This window comes from Azospirillum sp. HJ39 (genome assembly GCF_041507355.1).
In the GTDB taxonomy this organism is placed as follows: Bacteria; Pseudomonadota; Alphaproteobacteria; order Azospirillales; family Azospirillaceae; genus Azospirillum; species Azospirillum thiophilum.
In genome coordinates, this window is record NZ_CP167913.1 from 91,076 (window position 1) to 108,117 (window position 17,042).

General features: G+C 70.7%; 8 protein-coding genes. All 8 read left to right on the forward strand.

Annotated features, from left to right (window positions below):
• Positions 1 to 300: 300 nt before the first annotated feature.
• Positions 301 to 5,478: a filamentous hemagglutinin N-terminal domain-containing protein gene (locus ABMY26_RS31815; RefSeq protein ID WP_372400195.1), complete on the forward strand. Its 5,178-nt coding sequence runs from the start codon at positions 301 to 303 to the stop codon at positions 5,476 to 5,478.
• A gap of 167 nt (positions 5,479 to 5,645) precedes the next feature.
• Positions 5,646 to 6,950, forward strand: coding sequence for a homogentisate 1,2-dioxygenase (gene hmgA / locus ABMY26_RS31820; protein WP_372400196.1), 1,305 nt, complete (start codon positions 5,646 to 5,648; stop codon positions 6,948 to 6,950).
• A 118-nt stretch (positions 6,951 to 7,068) separates the two neighbouring features.
• Entirely contained in the window at positions 7,069 to 7,620 is a 552-nt protein-coding gene (locus ABMY26_RS31825) for a class I SAM-dependent methyltransferase (RefSeq protein WP_372400197.1), read from the forward strand.
• A 106-nt stretch (positions 7,621 to 7,726) separates the two neighbouring features.
• Positions 7,727 to 10,792 (forward strand): ABC transporter transmembrane domain-containing protein, encoded by a 3,066-nt coding sequence (locus tag ABMY26_RS31830; protein WP_372400198.1) that lies wholly within the window; start codon positions 7,727 to 7,729, stop codon positions 10,790 to 10,792.
• A 109-nt stretch (positions 10,793 to 10,901) separates the two neighbouring features.
• Positions 10,902 to 12,704: a dipeptide ABC transporter ATP-binding protein gene (locus ABMY26_RS31835; RefSeq protein ID WP_372400199.1), complete on the forward strand. Its 1,803-nt coding sequence runs from the start codon at positions 10,902 to 10,904 to the stop codon at positions 12,702 to 12,704.
• Entirely contained in the window at positions 12,701 to 14,638 is a 1,938-nt protein-coding gene (locus tag ABMY26_RS31840; protein WP_372400200.1) for an ABC transporter substrate-binding protein, read from the forward strand. The genes ABMY26_RS31835 and ABMY26_RS31840 overlap by 4 nt, the downstream gene beginning before the upstream one ends.
• Before the next feature lie 6 nt (positions 14,639 to 14,644).
• Positions 14,645 to 15,676: an ABC transporter permease gene (locus tag ABMY26_RS31845; protein WP_372400201.1), complete on the forward strand. Its 1,032-nt coding sequence runs from the start codon at positions 14,645 to 14,647 to the stop codon at positions 15,674 to 15,676.
• Positions 15,673 to 16,875, forward strand: coding sequence for an ABC transporter permease (locus ABMY26_RS31850; protein WP_372400202.1), 1,203 nt, complete (start codon positions 15,673 to 15,675; stop codon positions 16,873 to 16,875). The genes ABMY26_RS31845 and ABMY26_RS31850 overlap by 4 nt, the downstream gene beginning before the upstream one ends.
• Positions 16,876 to 17,042: the final 167 nt, after the last annotated feature.

Genomic DNA, 17,042 nt, shown 5'->3' on the forward strand with positions numbered 1-17,042 from the left:
CTGTACCAAAGACCCGTTACCGGTAACGCCTTCGGCACCAAATCCGTTACCGGTAACGCCTGCGGTTCCACCGCTCCCGTTTCGCCCCCGTTGCGGGACGGAAACATTCCGTCACCACTTTCGATGTTTCCGTACAGGCCGGCGGTCGCTAAAATGTTTCGCACTCCAGGAATTCGGACAGGGTATCGCCTTCCCGCAAGCTTGCGCGGGCTTTTCCAGGGGATCGGGTCGGTTATGCGGGGATCGGGTGTGAGCGGCGTCGCGGGAACGGGTCACGGGAGGATCGGACACAGGCTGTCATTGCGCCGCAGCACGGCACTGGCAGGCGCGGCCCGGCTGGCGATCCTGGCGGCAGCCGTCGCCCTGCCCGCCCCGGCGCTCGCCAATCCCGAAGGCGGTGCGGTGACCGAAGGCGCCGCGACGATCCAGCCCGGCGGCCCCGGCCGGCTCGACATCATCCAGTCGACCTCCAAGGCGGTGATCGACTGGCAGCGCTTCGGCATCCGCGAGGGCGAGCACACGAATTTCCGGCAGCCGGACGCCGGCTCGATCACGCTGAACCGCGTGGTGGGTTCCGACCCGTCGGCGATCATGGGCCGGCTGACCGCCAACGGGCAGGTCTGGCTGGTCAACCCGAACGGCATCCTGTTCGGGCCGAACGCCCGCGTCGATGTCGGCGGGCTGATCGCCACCACCCACGACATCCGCAACGACGACTTCATGGCCGGCCGCTACCGCTTCGAAGGCCGCGCCGGCTCGACCGCGACGGTGGAGAATGACGGCGCCATCACGGTGGCCGAGGCCGGGCTGGCGGCGCTGGTCGCGCCCGGCGTCTCCAACCGCGGCACCATCCAGGCGCGGCTCGGCGAGGTGACGCTGGCCTCCGGCCGGCGCTTCGTCGTCGACCTGTTCGGCGACCAGAAGATCAACCTGGCGCTGGACGCCAAGACGGATGCGCGGCCCATCGGCGCCGACGGCAAGCCGGTCGACGCGCTGGTCGAGAACAAGGGCGCGATCTTCGCCGACGGCGGCCGGGTCCAGATGACCGCATCGGCGGCCAAGGGGCTGGTCGACCGCGTCGTCAACATGTCCGGCACCGTCCAGGCCCGCCGGGTCGAGCAGCAGGGCGGCGACATCGTCCTGCTGGGCGACGGCGGCGACGTCGAGGTGTCGGGCACGCTGGACGCCGACGGGCTGGGCGCCGGCCAGACCGGCGGCAGCGTCACCGTGTCCGGCGACCGCACCGGCCTGACCGCGACGGCGCGGGTCAAGGCGTCGGGCGCCGCCGGGGGCGGGGAGGTGCTGATCGGCGGCGACGTGCAGGGCGGCAAGGCATCGGCGGCGACGCTGGCCGGCTACGCCATCCGCCCGGCGCGCAAGCCGGTGCCGCCGTCCGCCGTCACCGTGGTGGCTGAGGGTGCCTCGATCACCGCCGACGCCACGCAGGGCGGGACCGGCGGCAAGGTGGTGGTGTGGGCGGACGAGCGCACCCGCTTCGACGGCACGATCTCCGCCCGCGGCGGGGCGGAGGGCGGCACCGGGAGCGGCGACGGCGGCTTCGTCGAGACCTCCGGCAAGCTGTCCCTGCAGGTGCGCGGCAGCGTCGATGCCCGGGCGGCAGGGGCGGGCAGGGCAGGGTCCTGGCTGCTCGACCCGACCGACATCACGGTGGAATCGACCGGCAGCGACACGCTGGGCGGCGGGCTCTACGACGTCTCGACCGGCACCGGCAGCATTTCCGCCACCACCATCGAAACCGCGCTGAATGCCGGAACCAGCGTCACCTTGCTGACCAGCAGCAACGGAACGGACCACGGCGACATCACCGTCAACGAGGCCATCGGGAAGTCGGCCGGTGGCGACGCCACCCTGACGCTGAAGGCCGACCGCAACATCATCATCAACGAGAGCATCGGGTCGACCGCCGGCGCGCTGAACCTGACCCTGAATGCCGGGGCCTACACCGGCGACGGCATGGTCCGCATCAACGGCGTCTCGGGCAAGACGGTGACCATCGCCACCAACGGCGGCAGCTTCATCGTCGGCGGCGGCGCCGATCCGGCGACGACCGCCACCACCGGCCTGTCAGGCGGCTATTCGCCGGTTGCCGTGAGCGAGCGGACCGGCGTCGCGTTCCGCTATGCCACCGTCACCACCGGGGCCGGCGCCATCGTCATCAACGGTGCGGGCGGCGAGAATGACGGCGGCGAGAACCACGGCATCGCGCTCCATGACAGCCGGCTGGAGACGACGGCCGGCTCGATCACCCTGAACGGGGAGGGCGGCAACGGCATCTATTCCGGCAACAATGTCGGCATCCTGCTGTCCGCCTCGACGCTGCAGACCGCAAGCGGCGCCGTCAATGTCACCGGCAGGGAGGGCGGGGGCGAGAGCAACGACGGCCTGGATGCCGTCCGGATCGTCGACAGCTCCACCATCGCCGCGTCCGGCAACGGGGCGATCTCGATCCGGGCCGGCAGCGGATCGGACGGCAACATCGTGGTGACCGGCGCGGAGATCGGCACCGGCTCGGCACCGCTCGCCATCGAATCGGCCGGCGGCCTGATGCTGGACGGCGGCACCCTCCTGCGCTCCTCCGGCGCCGTCACCCTCAAGGCGGCGGCAGACGTCACGCTGTCGGACAGCGACGTGGTGACCAACGGGTCGCGGGTGACGATCGCCAGCAACAGCAGCGGACAGAACCAGGGGGCGATCACCCTGACCGAAAGCAGCATCGCCACCTCGGGCGGTGCGATCACGCTGGGCGGCGGCAGCGATCCCTCGCAGTACGCCGCGAAGGGCGGCTGGAACAGCGCGGCCGGCGTGACCATCGAGAACAGTACGCTCCAGTCCGGCGGCGGCGCCATCGCGATCCGGGGCGAGGGCTCCGACTATGACGACCAGGGGCACGGCGTGTCGATCGCCGGCACCTCCAGCATCGATGCCGGTGCCGGAACCATCGGCATCGTCGGCAAGGCGGTGTCCTCCTATGGCTGGAATGCCGGCGTGTCCATCGCAAGCACCGCCGACGGCAACCCGACCATCCGCTCCACCTCGTCCTCGGGGGACTCGATCCGGATCGTGGGCGACGCCACCGCCGTGAACGCCGACGAGGCCTGGGGCGTGAAGCTCCACGGCACCGCCACGGTCAGTTCGGTCGGCGGCATCGCGATCACCGGCAGGGCAGGAACCTCCGCCGCCACCGCCGAGATCGCCGGCATCGGGCTGGACGCCGATACCGGAGCGATCCGGATCGAATCGAGCGGTGCCCAGGTGACGACGCAGGGAACGGCCGGAACCGGGCAGACCGCGACCGACCTTTACAGCAACGGCGACGTGGTGATCAGCAGCGCGCCGGTGTCGCCTCCTCCTCCTCCTCCGCCGCCGCCGCCGCCGCCAGTAACGCCAGTAACGCCTGTGACACCGGTGACACCGGTGACACCGGTGACACCCGTGACCCCGGTGTCGCCACCCCCACCCCCACCCCCACCACCTCCTCCTCCGCCACCGGTTCCGGACACCCCGACGACGGAGCCGAGCACGGGAACGGAAACCGGCGGCAGCGGAACGGGCGGAACGGACAGCGGCGGCACCGTCACGACCCCAACCACCACCAGCCCAACCACCACCAGCCCGACCGCCGCAAGCGTGGCGAGCGCCGCGAACGTGCAGACGGCGCTTCAGACGGTGGCCCAGATCGCGACCGTCACCGCCACGGGATCGACCGCCGGCACGGCCGGCACGGCCGACAGCGGCACCGCCGGAACCACCGGCTCCGGCATCGGCTCCAGCGGTTCGGGCGATACCGCATCCGGGTTCAGCACCGCCGGCACCAGCCCGCAGACGTTCCTGGCGGCGCTCGAGCAGCAGGCGACGGGGCAGGGCACCCGGAACGCGGGCGGCCAAACCTCCGGCGGCACCCCCACCTCGCCGCCGCCCGCGCCGCCCCCCGAACCGGCGACGGTCGTGTTGGCATCGGGCCGCAGCGTCACCTTCAGCCCGGCGGCGACGGCAGCCTACGCCTCCGGTGCCACCCTGTCGCAGCCGGGACCGCAGCTGCTCGCCTCGCCGCAGGTCCAGGCGGCGGCGGGAAGCCTGATCCAGGCGGCCGGCAGCGGCGGCATGGTCCAGGCGGTGACGGCGCTCGCGACCGGCGGCCTGTCGCTGGCCGAGCAGCGGGCGACGCTGGCCAGCATCCCCGTCGCCACCCTGATCGGCGGCCTGACCGGCAGCGCCGACCCGGTGGCGGCCTCTGTCGGCACCATCCTGCAGGGCACCGCATCCGGCGCGTCCGGCGGCTACGCCCAGGTGCGGGCGGCGGTCACCCAGGCCAACCTGCCGCCCGAGGTGGCGCGCACCTACCTCGCCATGGTGCAGCGGGTTGAGCGCGAGCAGCGGACGCAGACCCTGTCCGGCGCGCTCCGCCAGCTGGCCGCCGACCCGTCGGCGGCGGACATGTTCGGCCGGCCGGGCGCGTCCTCGGCCCTGCCCAGCCTGCGGCAGGCGCGCGGCGGCCGCACCCGCGGCGGCACCATGACCCTGCGCGGCATCGTCGCCGACAGCGCCAACCTGGCGGAGGCGCGGGTGAACGGCCGCTGGGTCTTCATCGACGAACAGGGCCAGTTCCGCACCAGCATCCCGGTGGAGCCGGGCGCCACCGAAGCCACCCTGACCATGACGGACGAGACCGGGGCGACCACCGAGCAGCGCATCAGCATCGACGCCGCCGCGACGGCCCCCGATCCGGCCGCCCCGCCGAAGCCGCGCAAGATCGCGCTGATGATCGCGGTCGACAGCTACCGCGACGGCGCCATTCCGGCCCTGGCGACGCCGGACGCCGACATCGAGGCGGTCGGCCGGACGCTGAACGACCATCTCGGCTACGAGACGCGGGTGCTGCGCAACCCGACCAAGGCGCAGATCGGCGAGGCCCTGCGCAAGCTCGGCCGCGAGGTCGGCGAGCAGGACCAGGTGATGGTCTATTATGCCGGCCACGGCTATGAGCTGGCGGAGACCGGGACCGGCTACTGGCTGCCGGCCGACGCCGAGACGACCAGCGCCCGCAACTGGGTGTCGAACAACGACATCGGCCGCTTCCTCAGCCGCATGCCGGCCAAGCATGTGATGGTGGTGTCCGACAGCTGCTATTCCGGCGCCTTCACCAAGGAACAGAAAATCGACGCCGCCCGCCTCGCCAGCGGGGAGGAGATGCGCCAGCGCCGCTCCGTCATGGCGCTGTCGTCGGGCGGCGACGAGCCGGTGGCCGACGGCGAGGTGAACTCCCCCTTCGCCACGGCGCTGATGAAGCGGGTGCAGGCCCTGCCCAAGGACAGCAACGGCTACGCGCTGTACCAGACCGTCCGCGAGGACGTGACCCGCGAGGCCCCGCAGACCCCGCAATATGGCGTGATCCGCACCGCCGGCTACGACGAGGGCGGCGACTTCCTGCTGGACCTGCCGGACCGGGCGATGAACTGAGCGGAGCGGGAGAGGGTTAGGGAGGGGGCATCCGCCACAGCATCCACCGCATCCACCCCCCAATTTTCCCTGGCGCATAGTTTCAAAAGAAACTATATGAGCGGCAAATGGTCGCGGCCCGCCGGCCGCCCCGCATCGCCCACCCACCGGCCATGGGAGCTGACCGCATGACGTCCCCCGCCTTCATCTACCAGTCCGGCTTCGGCAACGAATTCGCGACGGAGGCGCTGCCCGGCGCGCTGCCGGCCGGCCGGAACTCGCCGCAGCGTCCGCCCTACGGCCTCTATGCCGAGCAGATCAGCGGCACCGCCTTCACCGCCCCCCGCGCGCACAACCGCCGCTCCTGGCTCTACCGCATCCGCCCGGCGGTGATGCACGAGCCGTTCCGCCCGCTCGGGTCCGGCCGGCTGGCCGGCCGCTTCGACGAGGTGCCGGCCCCGCCCACCCAGCTGCGCTGGAACCCGCCGCCGATGCCCGACGAGCCGACCGACTTCGTCGCCGGCCTCGTCACCATGGGCGGCAACGGCGGTCCCTCGGCGCAGACCGGCTGCGGCATCCATCTCTATGCCGCCAACCGGTCGATGGAGGGCCGCTTCTTCTACGACGCCGATGCCGAGCTGCTGATCGTGCCGCAGCAGGGCCGGCTGCGCCTGTTCACCGAGCTGGGCGCCATCGAGGTCGAACCGCAGGAGGTCGCGCTGGTGCCGCGCGGCCTGCGCTTCCGGGTCGAGCTGCCGGACGGGACGGCGCGCGGCTATGTCTGCGAGAATTTCGGCGCCCCCTTCCGCCTGCCGGACCTCGGCCCCATCGGCTCCAACGGGCTGGCCAACCCGCGCGACTTCCTCACCCCGGTCGCCCGCTACGAGGACATCGACGGCGACTTCGAGCTGGTGGCGAAGTTCGACGGCCATCTGTGGAGCGCCCGCATCGGCCATTCGCCGCTGGACGTGGTGGCGTGGCACGGCACCCACGCGCCCTGCAAATACGACCTGCGCCGCTTCAACACTATCGGCTCGATCAGCTTCGACCATCCCGACCCGTCGATCTTCCTGGTGCTGCAATCGCCCAGCGACACGCCCGGCGTCGACAGCATCGACTTCGTCGTCTTCCCGCCGCGCTGGCTGGTGCAGGAGGAGACCTTCCGGCCGCCCTGGTTCCACCGCAACGTCGCCAGCGAGTTCATGGGCCTGATCCATGGCGTCTACGACGCCAAGGAGGAGGGGTTCCTGCCCGGCGGCGCGTCCTTGCACAATTGCATGAGCGGCCACGGCCCGGATGCCGAGACCTTCGCCAAGGCCACCGCCGCCGACACCAGCCGGCCGCAGCGGATCGCCGACACCATGGCCTTCATGATCGAAACCCGCGCCGTCATCCGCCCGACGCGCCACGCCCTGGAAACCGCCGAGCTCCAGCACGATTACCACCGCTGCTGGCAGGGGCTGGCGAAGCGCTTCGATCCGACCCGGCCTTGAGCCAAGGCGGGGAGCCGCCGCCTCGCCCAGGTCACGCGACGTTTTGTCTCGACGGCACGCGCGCGGCCTTTCACACTGCGCCGGTGCCGATCCTTGGGACAGGCAGGGGAGGGGGCGTATGGCGACCGACGATGGTGGGGCCGACGATGGTGGAGCCGGTGCGGAGGGCGGGGGCGACGCCCGTTCGCTGCTCGACCGGATGATCGACCGGCTGACGGTGCAGCGCGACGCGCTGGCCTGGGCGGAGCGTGCCGTCGCCGGCCGCGACGGCTTGGTGCTGGAGGTGGGCTTGGGCAAGGGCCGCACCTTCGACCATCTGCGCCACCTGTTCCCGCCGCGCGACATCCTGGTCTTCGACATGTGGGTCCGCGTGCCGCCGGAGCTGACCCCGGACGGCGACCGGCTGTTCGTCGGCGACTTCCAGGCGACCATGCCGGCGGCGGCGGAGCGTTTCGGCCGCTGCGCCCGGCTGGCCCATGCCGATTTCGGCAGCACCGACCGCGGCCACGACGCAAGGCAGGCGGCATGGCTGGCGCCGCTGATCGACGCGCTGATGCTGCCCGGCGGCATCGTCCTGTCCGACCGCCCGCTCGAGCGGCCAGGCTGGACCCGGCTCGACCTGCCGGCCGACGGGCGCTGGACCTACCATGCCTGGAGGGTGGAGGGCTGACCGGGACCGCCGCACTGGCAAAAGGCAGGCCTTACGCCAATCTTCCTTGCCGCGCAATTTCGCCCGTCGAGGCGGCCGGCTCCGGCCGCGATGCTGAAGGCCATTGATGGATCGCAATATTTTTCAGTTCATTTGGAAGTACAGCGGCCGCCAGCAGGTCCTGCTCGCCCTGTTGACCATCGCTTCCTTCCCGGTGCTCTACGCCTCGCTGGAACTGCCCAAGATCATCGTCAACCAGGCGCTGTCCGACCCCCAGCCCGAACGCACGATCCTGGGCGTCGCCATGGGGCCGGTGACCTACCTGCTGGTGCTGTGCTGCGGCTTCCTGGCGCTGGTGCTGGCCAACGGCGCCTTCAAGATGCGCATCAACACCTTCAAGGGGGTGGTTGGGGAACGGCAGGTGCGGCGCCTGCGCTTCATGCTGCTGGACCGCATGCTGCGCTTCCCGCTGCCCCACTTCTCCAAGGTCAGCCAGGGCGAACTGATCTCCACCGTCGCGGCGGAGACGGAACCGCTGGCCGGCTTCATCGGCGACGCCTTCGCCCAGCCGCTCTACCAGGGCGGCACGATGCTGACGATCCTGCTGTTCCTGTTCATCCAGCAGCCGACCATCGGGCTGGTGTCGATCGCCCTCATCCCGGTGCAGGCCTACATCATCCCGAAACTCCAGATCAAGGTGAAGATGCTGGGAAAGGATCGGGTGCGCAAGGTCCGTCAACTGTCCGAGCGCATCGGCGAAAGCGTCGAGAACATCCGCGAGGTCCGGGTCAACGGCACCATCCGCTACGTCCTGGCCGACTTCTCCCGGTATCTCGGCAGCATCTACTGGATCAGGCTCGAAATCTACAAGCGCAAGTACTTCGTCAAGTTCCTCAACAATTTCATCAACCAGATCACGCCTTTCTTCCTGTTCTCCATCGGCGGCTATCTGGTGTTGCAGGGCGACCTGACCATCGGCGCGCTGGTCGCCGCGCTGTCGGCCTTCAAGGACCTGACGGCGCCCTGGAAGGAGCTGCTCGACTATTACCAGAACATGATCGACGCCCAGATCAAGTACGAGCAGATCTCCGACCAGTTCTCGCCCCCCTTCCTGTTCGACTGGGCCGCGCCGACCCCCGCCACCCCGCCCGACCTCAAGGCGCCGCTGCGGCTGGAGGCGGTGACCTGGGCCAACGAGTATGGCGACCGCATGCTGCACCGGCTGTCGCTGGAGGTGCCGCCGGGCGCGCTGGTCGGCATCGCCGGCACCAACGCCCTGGCGCTCCGCCGCCTCGCCGAGGTGCTGGTGCGGCTGTCGCCGCCGACCTCCGGCCGGATCGTCATCGGCGACCAGCCGCTGGACGCCATTCCGCTGGAGCTGCTGGGGCGCCGCATGGCCTATGCCAGCCCGGAGCCGCGCATGTTCGCCGGCAGCATGATGCAGAACATCACCTACGGCCTGCGCCACCGCCCGCCGCCCGACGATCCGGAGACGATGACCCCCGCCCGCCGGCGCGAGATCGAGGAGGCCGAGGCGTCCGGCAATTCCGTCGACAGCATGGACGGGATCTGGACCGACTTCGCCATGGTCGGCGCCACCGACTGGGCCAGCATGCGCCCCTGGTTCATGCAATGCCTGGCGGCGACCGGCGGCGAGGCCGCGGTCTACCAGCGCGGCCTGCGCGAGGTGTTCGACCCCGACGACTACCCCTTCGTCGCCCAGCCGCTGCTGCGCGCCCGCCACTGGCTGCGGGACGCGATCGCCGAACGCGGGCTGGACACGCTGCTGGCCCGGTTCGAGCGCGACCGCTTCAACCCCTATGCCAGCCTGGCGGAGAACATGCTGTTCGGCCTGCCGGATGGCAGGCGGCTGACCGTCGCCCGCATGGTCGCCGACCCCACCATCCGCGCCCTGATGGAGGCGCACGGGCTGTGGGATACCGCGGTGCGCATCGGCCGCCGCTTCGCCATGCGGGTGGTCGGCGTCTATCGCGACAGCGCCGACGGCGACGTCATGATCATGCGCTATCCGCACATCGACGACGCCCTGTTCGAGGAGCTGGTGGAGGCGGTCACCCGCCTGAAGCGCCGCGGCGAACGGCCGCAACGCCTCCACCAGGAGCCCGACACGCTGCTGTTCGCCACCATGTTCCTGATGATCGTGCCCAAGCGCGACGGCATGGACTTCGCACCCCCGCCGGAACGCGAAACGATCATGACGATCCGCCGCCGCCTGCTGTCGGACATGCCGCAGGAGCTGCGCGGCAAGGTCGCGATCTTCGACCCGGATCTCTACCACCCGCGCCTGAACGTGATGGACAACCTGCTGTTCGGCCGCATCACCACCGAGGATCCGCGGTCGATCACCCAGCTCCGTTCCCTGGTGGACGAGGCGCTGGAGCGGACCGACGCGCGGGCCTTCGTGCTGATCCTGGTGACGCTGGGCGAGGTCGGGATCGGCGGCTCGCTGCTGCCGATCAGCGTGCGGCAGCGGTTGCAGCTGGTCCGCGGGCTGACGAAGAAGCCCGACATCTTCGTGATCTACCAGGCGCTGAACAGCTACGATCCGGACGAACGGCTGCGCATCTTCCTGCGCATGAAGGAGCTTCTGCCGGCGATGACCCTGATCGTGCTGGAGGAGCGCATCGCCGACCACCCGGCCTTCGACGCGCTCTACGACCTGGAGGACGGCCGGCTGGTGCCGCGCGGCCAACGGCGTGCCGACATGGACGAGGACACCATGCCCGGCGAGACCGAGGACACCGACGAGCCGGCGCTGCGCCTGCTGTCGCGCTCCTCCGTCTTCTCCGACCTGCCGGAGGCGATGCTGCGCCGGCTGCTGGCGGCGTCGGAATGGCGCACCGTTTCGGCCGGCGACTTCATCTACCGCAGCGGCGAGCAATCGGAGTTCGTCTTCGTCCTGGCGGACGGCGAGGCGGAGCTGGTCCGCCTGATGCCGGACAACCAGCCGCCGCTGCACATCGCCTACATCAAGCCGCCGGAGGTGATGGGCGACGTGGAGCTGCTGGCCGGGGTGCGGCGTTTCTCGACGATGCGGGCGCGCACCGACCTGCGCCTGCTGCGGCTCGACGGGGCGACCATCCTGCGCCTGCTGCCGTCGGTTCCCGACCTGCCGATGCGGGTCATCCAGCAGATCGGCAAGCGCCTGACCAGCGAGGCGCCGCCGACCTGATCGGCGGGCCGAACGGCAGGCGGAACGGCGCCGGTTCGGTCTGTAACACAAATCGGGTATCGGGGGCCGGTCGCGGCGGTGCGGCACCGGCGGCAGGAAGGAACGGGCGATGGGGCAGGGGACTCTGCGGGACGGCGGCACGATGCTGAAGGTGGAGGATCTGTCGATCCGGTTCCGCAACGCCCCGGCCGGCCGGCCGGTGGTGGACGGCGTCGGCTTCTCGGTCGGGGCGGGGCAGAGCATCGCGCTGGTCGGCGAATCCGGATCGGGCAAGACGCTGACCTGCCGCAGCATCCTCGGCATCCTGCCGCGCGGGGCGGAGCCGTGCGGCGGCTCCATCCGGTTCGGCCAGGGGGAGGATGCCGCCGACCTGCTGCGGCTGTCCCGCGCCGGCCTGCGCGACATCCGCGGCAGCCGCATCTCGATGATCTTCCAGGAACCGATGAGCGCGCTGTCGCCGCTGCACACCATCGGCGACCAGACGATGGAGGTGCTGCGGCTGCACGGCCACTGCACCCGCGCCGCCGCCCGCGAGCGCTGCCTCGCCATGTTCGAGCGGGTGGGCTTCCCCGATCCCGACCGCGCCTTCCGTTCCTACCCGTTCCAGCTGTCGGGCGGCCTGCGCCAGCGGGCGATGATCGCCATGGCGATGGTCGCCCGGCCGCAGCTGCTGATCGCCGACGAGCCGACCACCGCGCTCGACGTCACGCTGCAGGCCCAGGTTCTGCAACTGATCAAGGCGCTCCAGGCCGAAACCGGCATGGCGGTGCTGCTGGTCACCCATGACCTGGGGGTGGTCGCCAACATGGCCGACGCGGTGGTGGTGATGCGCGCCGGCCGGGTGATGGAATCGGGATGTTGCGCCGACGTGCTGGGCCGGCCGCTGCACGGCTACACCCGCAAGCTGATGGCCGCCGCCCCCTCGATCCCCGAGATGGTCTGCCCGCTCCCCGACGACGGCCCGCCCGACGCCATCCTGGAATTCCACGGCGTCGCCAAGACCTACGAGCGCGGCGCGGCGCGGGTGCGGGCGCTGGACGGGATCGACCTGTCGGTCCGCCGGGGCGAGACGCTGGCCATCGTCGGCGAGTCAGGATCAGGCAAGACGACGCTGGCCCGGCTCGCCATGCTGGCGGAGCGGCCCGATCCCGGCGGCCGCCTGCTGTTCCGGGCATCCGCCGGGGAACCGCCGCTCGACCTGCTCTCCGCCGCCGGGGCGGAGCTGACCGCCTACCGCCGCCGGGCCCAGATGGTGTTCCAGGATCCCTATGCCTCCCTCAGCCCGCGCATGAGCGTCGGCGAGATCATCGCCGAGCCGCTGGCGATCCACGGCGTCTGCGACCGCGGCGAGCGGCGCCTGCGGGTGCGGGCGCTGATGGAGCAGGTCGGGCTCGACCCCGCCTGTGCCAGCCGCTACCCGCATGCCTTTTCCGGCGGCCAGCGCCAGCGCATCGGCATCGCCCGCGCGCTGGCGCTGGAGCCCCGGCTGCTGATCTGCGACGAGCCGACCTCGGCGCTCGACGTGTCGGTGCAGGCGCAGGTGCTCGACCTGCTGGAATCGATCAAGCGGCGGCTCGGCCTCAGCCTGCTGTTCATCTCGCACGACCTGGCGGTGGTGGCGCGGCTGGCCGACCGGGTCGCGGTGATGCGCGCCGGCCGGGTGATGGAGCAGGCGCCGCCCGCCATCCTGTTCTCCGCCCCGCTGCACCCCTACACCCGCGCGCTGATCGCCGCCTCGCCGGAGCCGGACGTCGACCGCCCGATCGACATCGCGACCGTCGCGCTCGGCGCCGGCGCCCCCGACCTGTGGCCCGAGCCGTTCCGCACCTCCCCCGGCGGTGCCCCGCCCCCCCTGGTCGAGACGGCGCCCGGCCATTTCGTCCGGGGCCATCTGACGAGGCGGGCGGCATGAGACGCCTCCTCCTCACACTCCTGCTCCTCGCCCTCGCGACCCCCGCCGCCGCCTTCACCCCGCAGGAGCCGGCGCTGCTGCGCGACCAGGTGATCTACGGCCTGCTGCCGCCGGTCCGCCAGCGCATGCCGGACGAGCCGCTGATCGTCGACCTCGCCGCCAAGGGACGGGAGTTCGGCCGCTCCGGCGGCTGGATCCGCAGCTTCATCACCCAGCGGCGCAACAGCCGCATCGCCGTGCTCTACGGCTATGCCCGGCTGGTCGGCTACGACCGGAACCGCGAGCTGGTGCCCGACATCCTGAAGGATGTGACCGTGGTGGACGGGCGCGACTTCACGCTCACCCTGCGCGCCGGCCACCGCTGGTCCGACGGCGCCCCCTTCACCAGCGACGACATCCGCTACTGGTGGGAGGACATCGCCAACGACCCGATGCTGTCGCCCTCGGGTCCGCCGCGCTTCATGCTGGTCGACGGCAAGCCGCCGGAGGTCAGCTTTCCCGACGCGGTCACCGCCCGCTTCCGCTGGCAGGAGCCCAACCCCTTCTTCCTGCCCACGCTGGCCGCCGCCCGCCCGCCCTTCATCTACCGCCCGGCCCATTACCTGAAGCGCTTCCACGCCCGCTACACCGCGGAGGCGGAGCTGGCGCCGCTGCTGGCCAAATACAAGGTCCGCAACTGGGCGGCCCTGCACAACGCCCGCGACGACATGTTCCGGATGGAGAACCCGGAGGAACCGACGCTCCAGCCCTGGATGGCGCTGTCGAAGGGCACCGGCAACCATCTGCTGTTCCAGCGCAACCCCTACTACCACCGCTTCGACGCGCGCGGCATGCAGCTGCCCTATGCCGACGGGCTCGACATCACGGTGATGGGCGGCGGGCTGATCCCGGCGCAGGTCGCCACCGGCAAGGCCGACCTCCAGGCCGAGGGGCTGACCTTCTCGCAGGTGCCGGTCCTGGTGGCGGGGGAGGGCGGCGGCAACTACCGCACCCTGCTGTGGCCGGAGGGCAAGGCGGCGGAGATCGCGCTCTACCCCAACCTGAACTACAACGACCCGGTCTGGCGCACCCTGCTGCGCGACGTGCGGTTCCGCCGCGCCCTGTCGATGGCCATCGACCGGCGCATCGTCAACCGCTCGCTCTTCTTCGGGCTGGCCTACGAGAGCGGCGTCGACGTGCTTCCCGTCAGCCCGCTCTACAAGCCGGAGCGCCGGGGGGTGTGGACCGGCTACGACCCGAAGCAGGCCGCCGCCCTGCTGGACGCCATCGGGCTGAAGCGCAAGCGCGGCGAGCTGTACCGCGACCTGCCGGACGGCCGCCCGCTGGAGATGATCGTCGAGACGGCGGGCGAGAAGCCGGAGGTTGCGGACGCTCTCCAGATCATAGCCGAAACCTGGCGCGACATCGGCGTCCGGCTGCTGGTGCGCACGGTCGACCGCGACGTGCTGCGCAACCGGGTCTATGCCGGGCAGACGATGATGGCGGTGTGGGGAGGCTGGGACAACGGCGTGCCCGACCCCCACAGCAGCCCGGAGGAGCTGGCCCCGATGACCCAGGAGAATTTCAGCTGGCCGAAATGGGGGCAGTATTACCAGACCTCCGGCAGCGCCGGCGAACCCATCGACCTGCCCATCGCCCAGGAGCTGATGGATCTGGCCCGGCGCTGGCGCCACACCACCGACGAGACCGGGCGGCGCGCCCTGTGGTCGGCGCTGCTCGACATCCACGCCGACCAGATCTTCGCCATCGGCGTGGTGTCGAAGACGCCGCAACCGATCGCAGTGTCCAACCGGCTGCTGAACGTGCCTGACAAAGGGCTGTGGCTGTGGGATCCCGGCGCCTATCTCGGCATCTACCGGCCCGACGAGTTCTATTTCGCCGACGCCCGCCCGGCCGATCCGGAGCCGGCCGGCTTCCACCGGCGGGAGGACTGACCGCCCATGCTGCGCTTCATCCTGCATCGCCTGCTGGTGATGGTGCCGACGCTGGCCGTGGTGTCGATGCTGATCTTCACCGTCATCAACCTGCCGCCCGGCGACTATCTGTCCAACCAGATCGCCGAGCTGCGGGCGACCGGCCAGGAGGCCGGGCTGGCCAAGGCGGAGTTCCTGCGCCGTGAATACGCGCTCGACCGGCCGCTGGCGGAACAGTACCTGATCTGGGTCGGCCTCTGGCCGGGGCCGAACGGCTTCAACGGCCTGCTGCAGGGCGACCTCGGCTGGTCGTTCGAGTTCAACAGGCCGGTGGCCGAGGTGGTGGGCGAAACCCTGTGGTTCACCGTCATCCTCAACCTCGCCGCCGTGCTGTTCGTCTATCTGGTGTCCTTCCCGCTGGGATCGCTGGCGGCGATCCGCGCCAACAGCTGGGTCGATTACCTGGCCGCCACCATCGGCTATATCGGGCTGGCGACCCCCAATTTCCTCTTGGCGCTGATCCTGCTCTATTACGGCCAGAAATGGCTCGGCCTGCCGATCGGCGGGCTGATGGATGCCGGTTTCGAGGACCAGCCGCTGAGCTGGGCCAAGATCGGCTCGGTGCTGGAGCACCTGATCGTGCCGACCATCGTCATCGGCCTGTCCGGCACCGCCGCGATGGTGCGCCGCCTGCGCGCCAACCTGCTGGACGAGCTGGGCAAGCCCTATGTCGTCACCGCCAAGGCCAAGGGCGTGCCGCCGCTGCGCCGGCTGGCGCGCTATCCGCTGCGCATGGCGCTGAACCCCTTCGTCTCCGACATCGGCTCGCTGCTGCCGTCGCTGGTGTCGGGATCGGTGCTGATCTCGGTGGTGCTGAGTTTGCCGACCATCGGGCCGGCGCTGCTGGAGGCGCTGCGGGCGCAGGACATCTTCCTCTCGGGCTTCATCCTGATGTTCATCTCGCTGCTGGTGCTGGTCGGCATGCTGATCTCCGACATCGCGCTTGCCCTGCTCGACCCCCGCATCCGGCTCGGCAAGGGAAGGAAGGCGCGGTCATGAAAGGCACCGGCATGAAGGACCCGGGCATGAAGGACGCGGGCACGGGCGGCGGCTGGACCCATTACGTCGACAGCCGGCCCTATCCCGATCCGGAACGGCCGGACGGGCCGGCGACCCGCTTCGACGCGCAGGCCTCGGCCGGGCGGTTGATGCTGCGGCGCTTCCTGCGCCACCGGCTGGCGGTGCTGGCCGCGCTGTTCCTGGGATTCTCCTACCTCAGCCTGCCCTTCGTCGACTTCCTTGCCCCCTACGGCGCCAACGAACGCGACGTCGAGCATCTCTACGCCCCGCCGCAGGGGGTCCACCTGTTCCACGAGGGCCGCTTCGTCGGCCCCTTCGTCTATCCGACCACCGGCCGGCCCGACCTGAAGGAGTATCGCTGGCGCTACGAGGTCGACGACAGCCGGCCGATGCCGCTGGAGTTCTTCTGCCAGGGCGCCCCCTACCGTTTCCTGGGGCTGGTGGAGGCGCGGATGCGGCTGGTCTGCCCGCCGGAGGGGGCGACCCTGCACCTGCTGGGCACCGACCGGCTGGGCCGGGACATGCTGTCGCGCCTCGCCATCGGGGCGCAGCTGTCGCTGACCGTCGGGCTTCTGGGCATCGCCGTGTCCTTCGCCATCGGCATCACGCTGGGCGGGATGGCGGGCTATTTCGGCGGCTGGATCGATGCCGGGGTGCAGCGCCTGTCGGAGATCCTCAAATCCCTGCCGGAGCTGCCGCTGTGGCTGGCGCTGTCCGCCGCGGTGCCGGCGCAATGGAGCCCGGTGACGGTGTTCCTGTGCATCTCCGTCATCCTCGGGCTGCTCGACTGGCCGTCGCTGGCCCGCGCGGTGCGCTCGCGCTTCCTGGCTCTGCGCGAGGAGGATTTCGTCATGGCGGCGGAGCTGATGGGCGCCAGCCCGGCGCGCATCATCCGCCGCCACCTGCTGCCCAACTTCGCCAGCCACCTGCTGGCCAGCGCCACCCTGTCGATCCCGGCGATGATCCTGGGCGAGACGGCGCTGTCCTTCCTCGGGCTCGGCCTGCGCCCGCCGGCGACCAGCTGGGGGGTGATGCTGAACGACGCCCAGAACCTGATGGCGGTGGAAACCTATCCCTGGGTGTCGTTGCCGATGCTCCCGGTGATCCTCGTCGTATTGTCCTTCAACTTCTTCGGCGACGGGCTGCGTGACGCGCTGGATCCCTATCATGGCGATTGAAAGCGGGGCGGGGGGACGGCGGGGGCGGCGCGGACCGGACACCGCATCTATGCAAAAAGGCATAGGTGGTTTGCTACGACTCGGCCGGAAGTCAGCTTGATGCGCAGCACAATCCATGTGAGGGGTTCTGTCCAGGCTGGAGCACTGCCGCCGGTGCCTGGACAACC

Bases quoted from the DNA above. Each gene is read 5' to 3' on its own strand.
- ABMY26_RS31835 (WP_372400199.1), top strand. From the start codon at position 10,902: ATGGGGCAGGGGACTCTGCGGGACGGCGGCACGATGCTGAAGGTGGAG.
- ABMY26_RS31850 (WP_372400202.1), top strand. From the start codon at position 15,673: ATGAAAGGCACCGGCATGAAGGACCCGGGCATGAAGGACGCGGGCACG.
- hmgA (WP_372400196.1), top strand. From the start codon at position 5,646: ATGACGTCCCCCGCCTTCATCTACCAGTCCGGCTTCGGCAACGAATTC.
- ABMY26_RS31830 (WP_372400198.1), top strand. From the start codon at position 7,727: ATGGATCGCAATATTTTTCAGTTCATTTGGAAGTACAGCGGCCGCCAG.
- ABMY26_RS31825 (WP_372400197.1), top strand. From the start codon at position 7,069: ATGGCGACCGACGATGGTGGGGCCGACGATGGTGGAGCCGGTGCGGAG.
- ABMY26_RS31845 (WP_372400201.1), top strand. From the start codon at position 14,645: ATGCTGCGCTTCATCCTGCATCGCCTGCTGGTGATGGTGCCGACGCTG.
- ABMY26_RS31840 (WP_372400200.1), top strand. From the start codon at position 12,701: ATGAGACGCCTCCTCCTCACACTCCTGCTCCTCGCCCTCGCGACCCCC.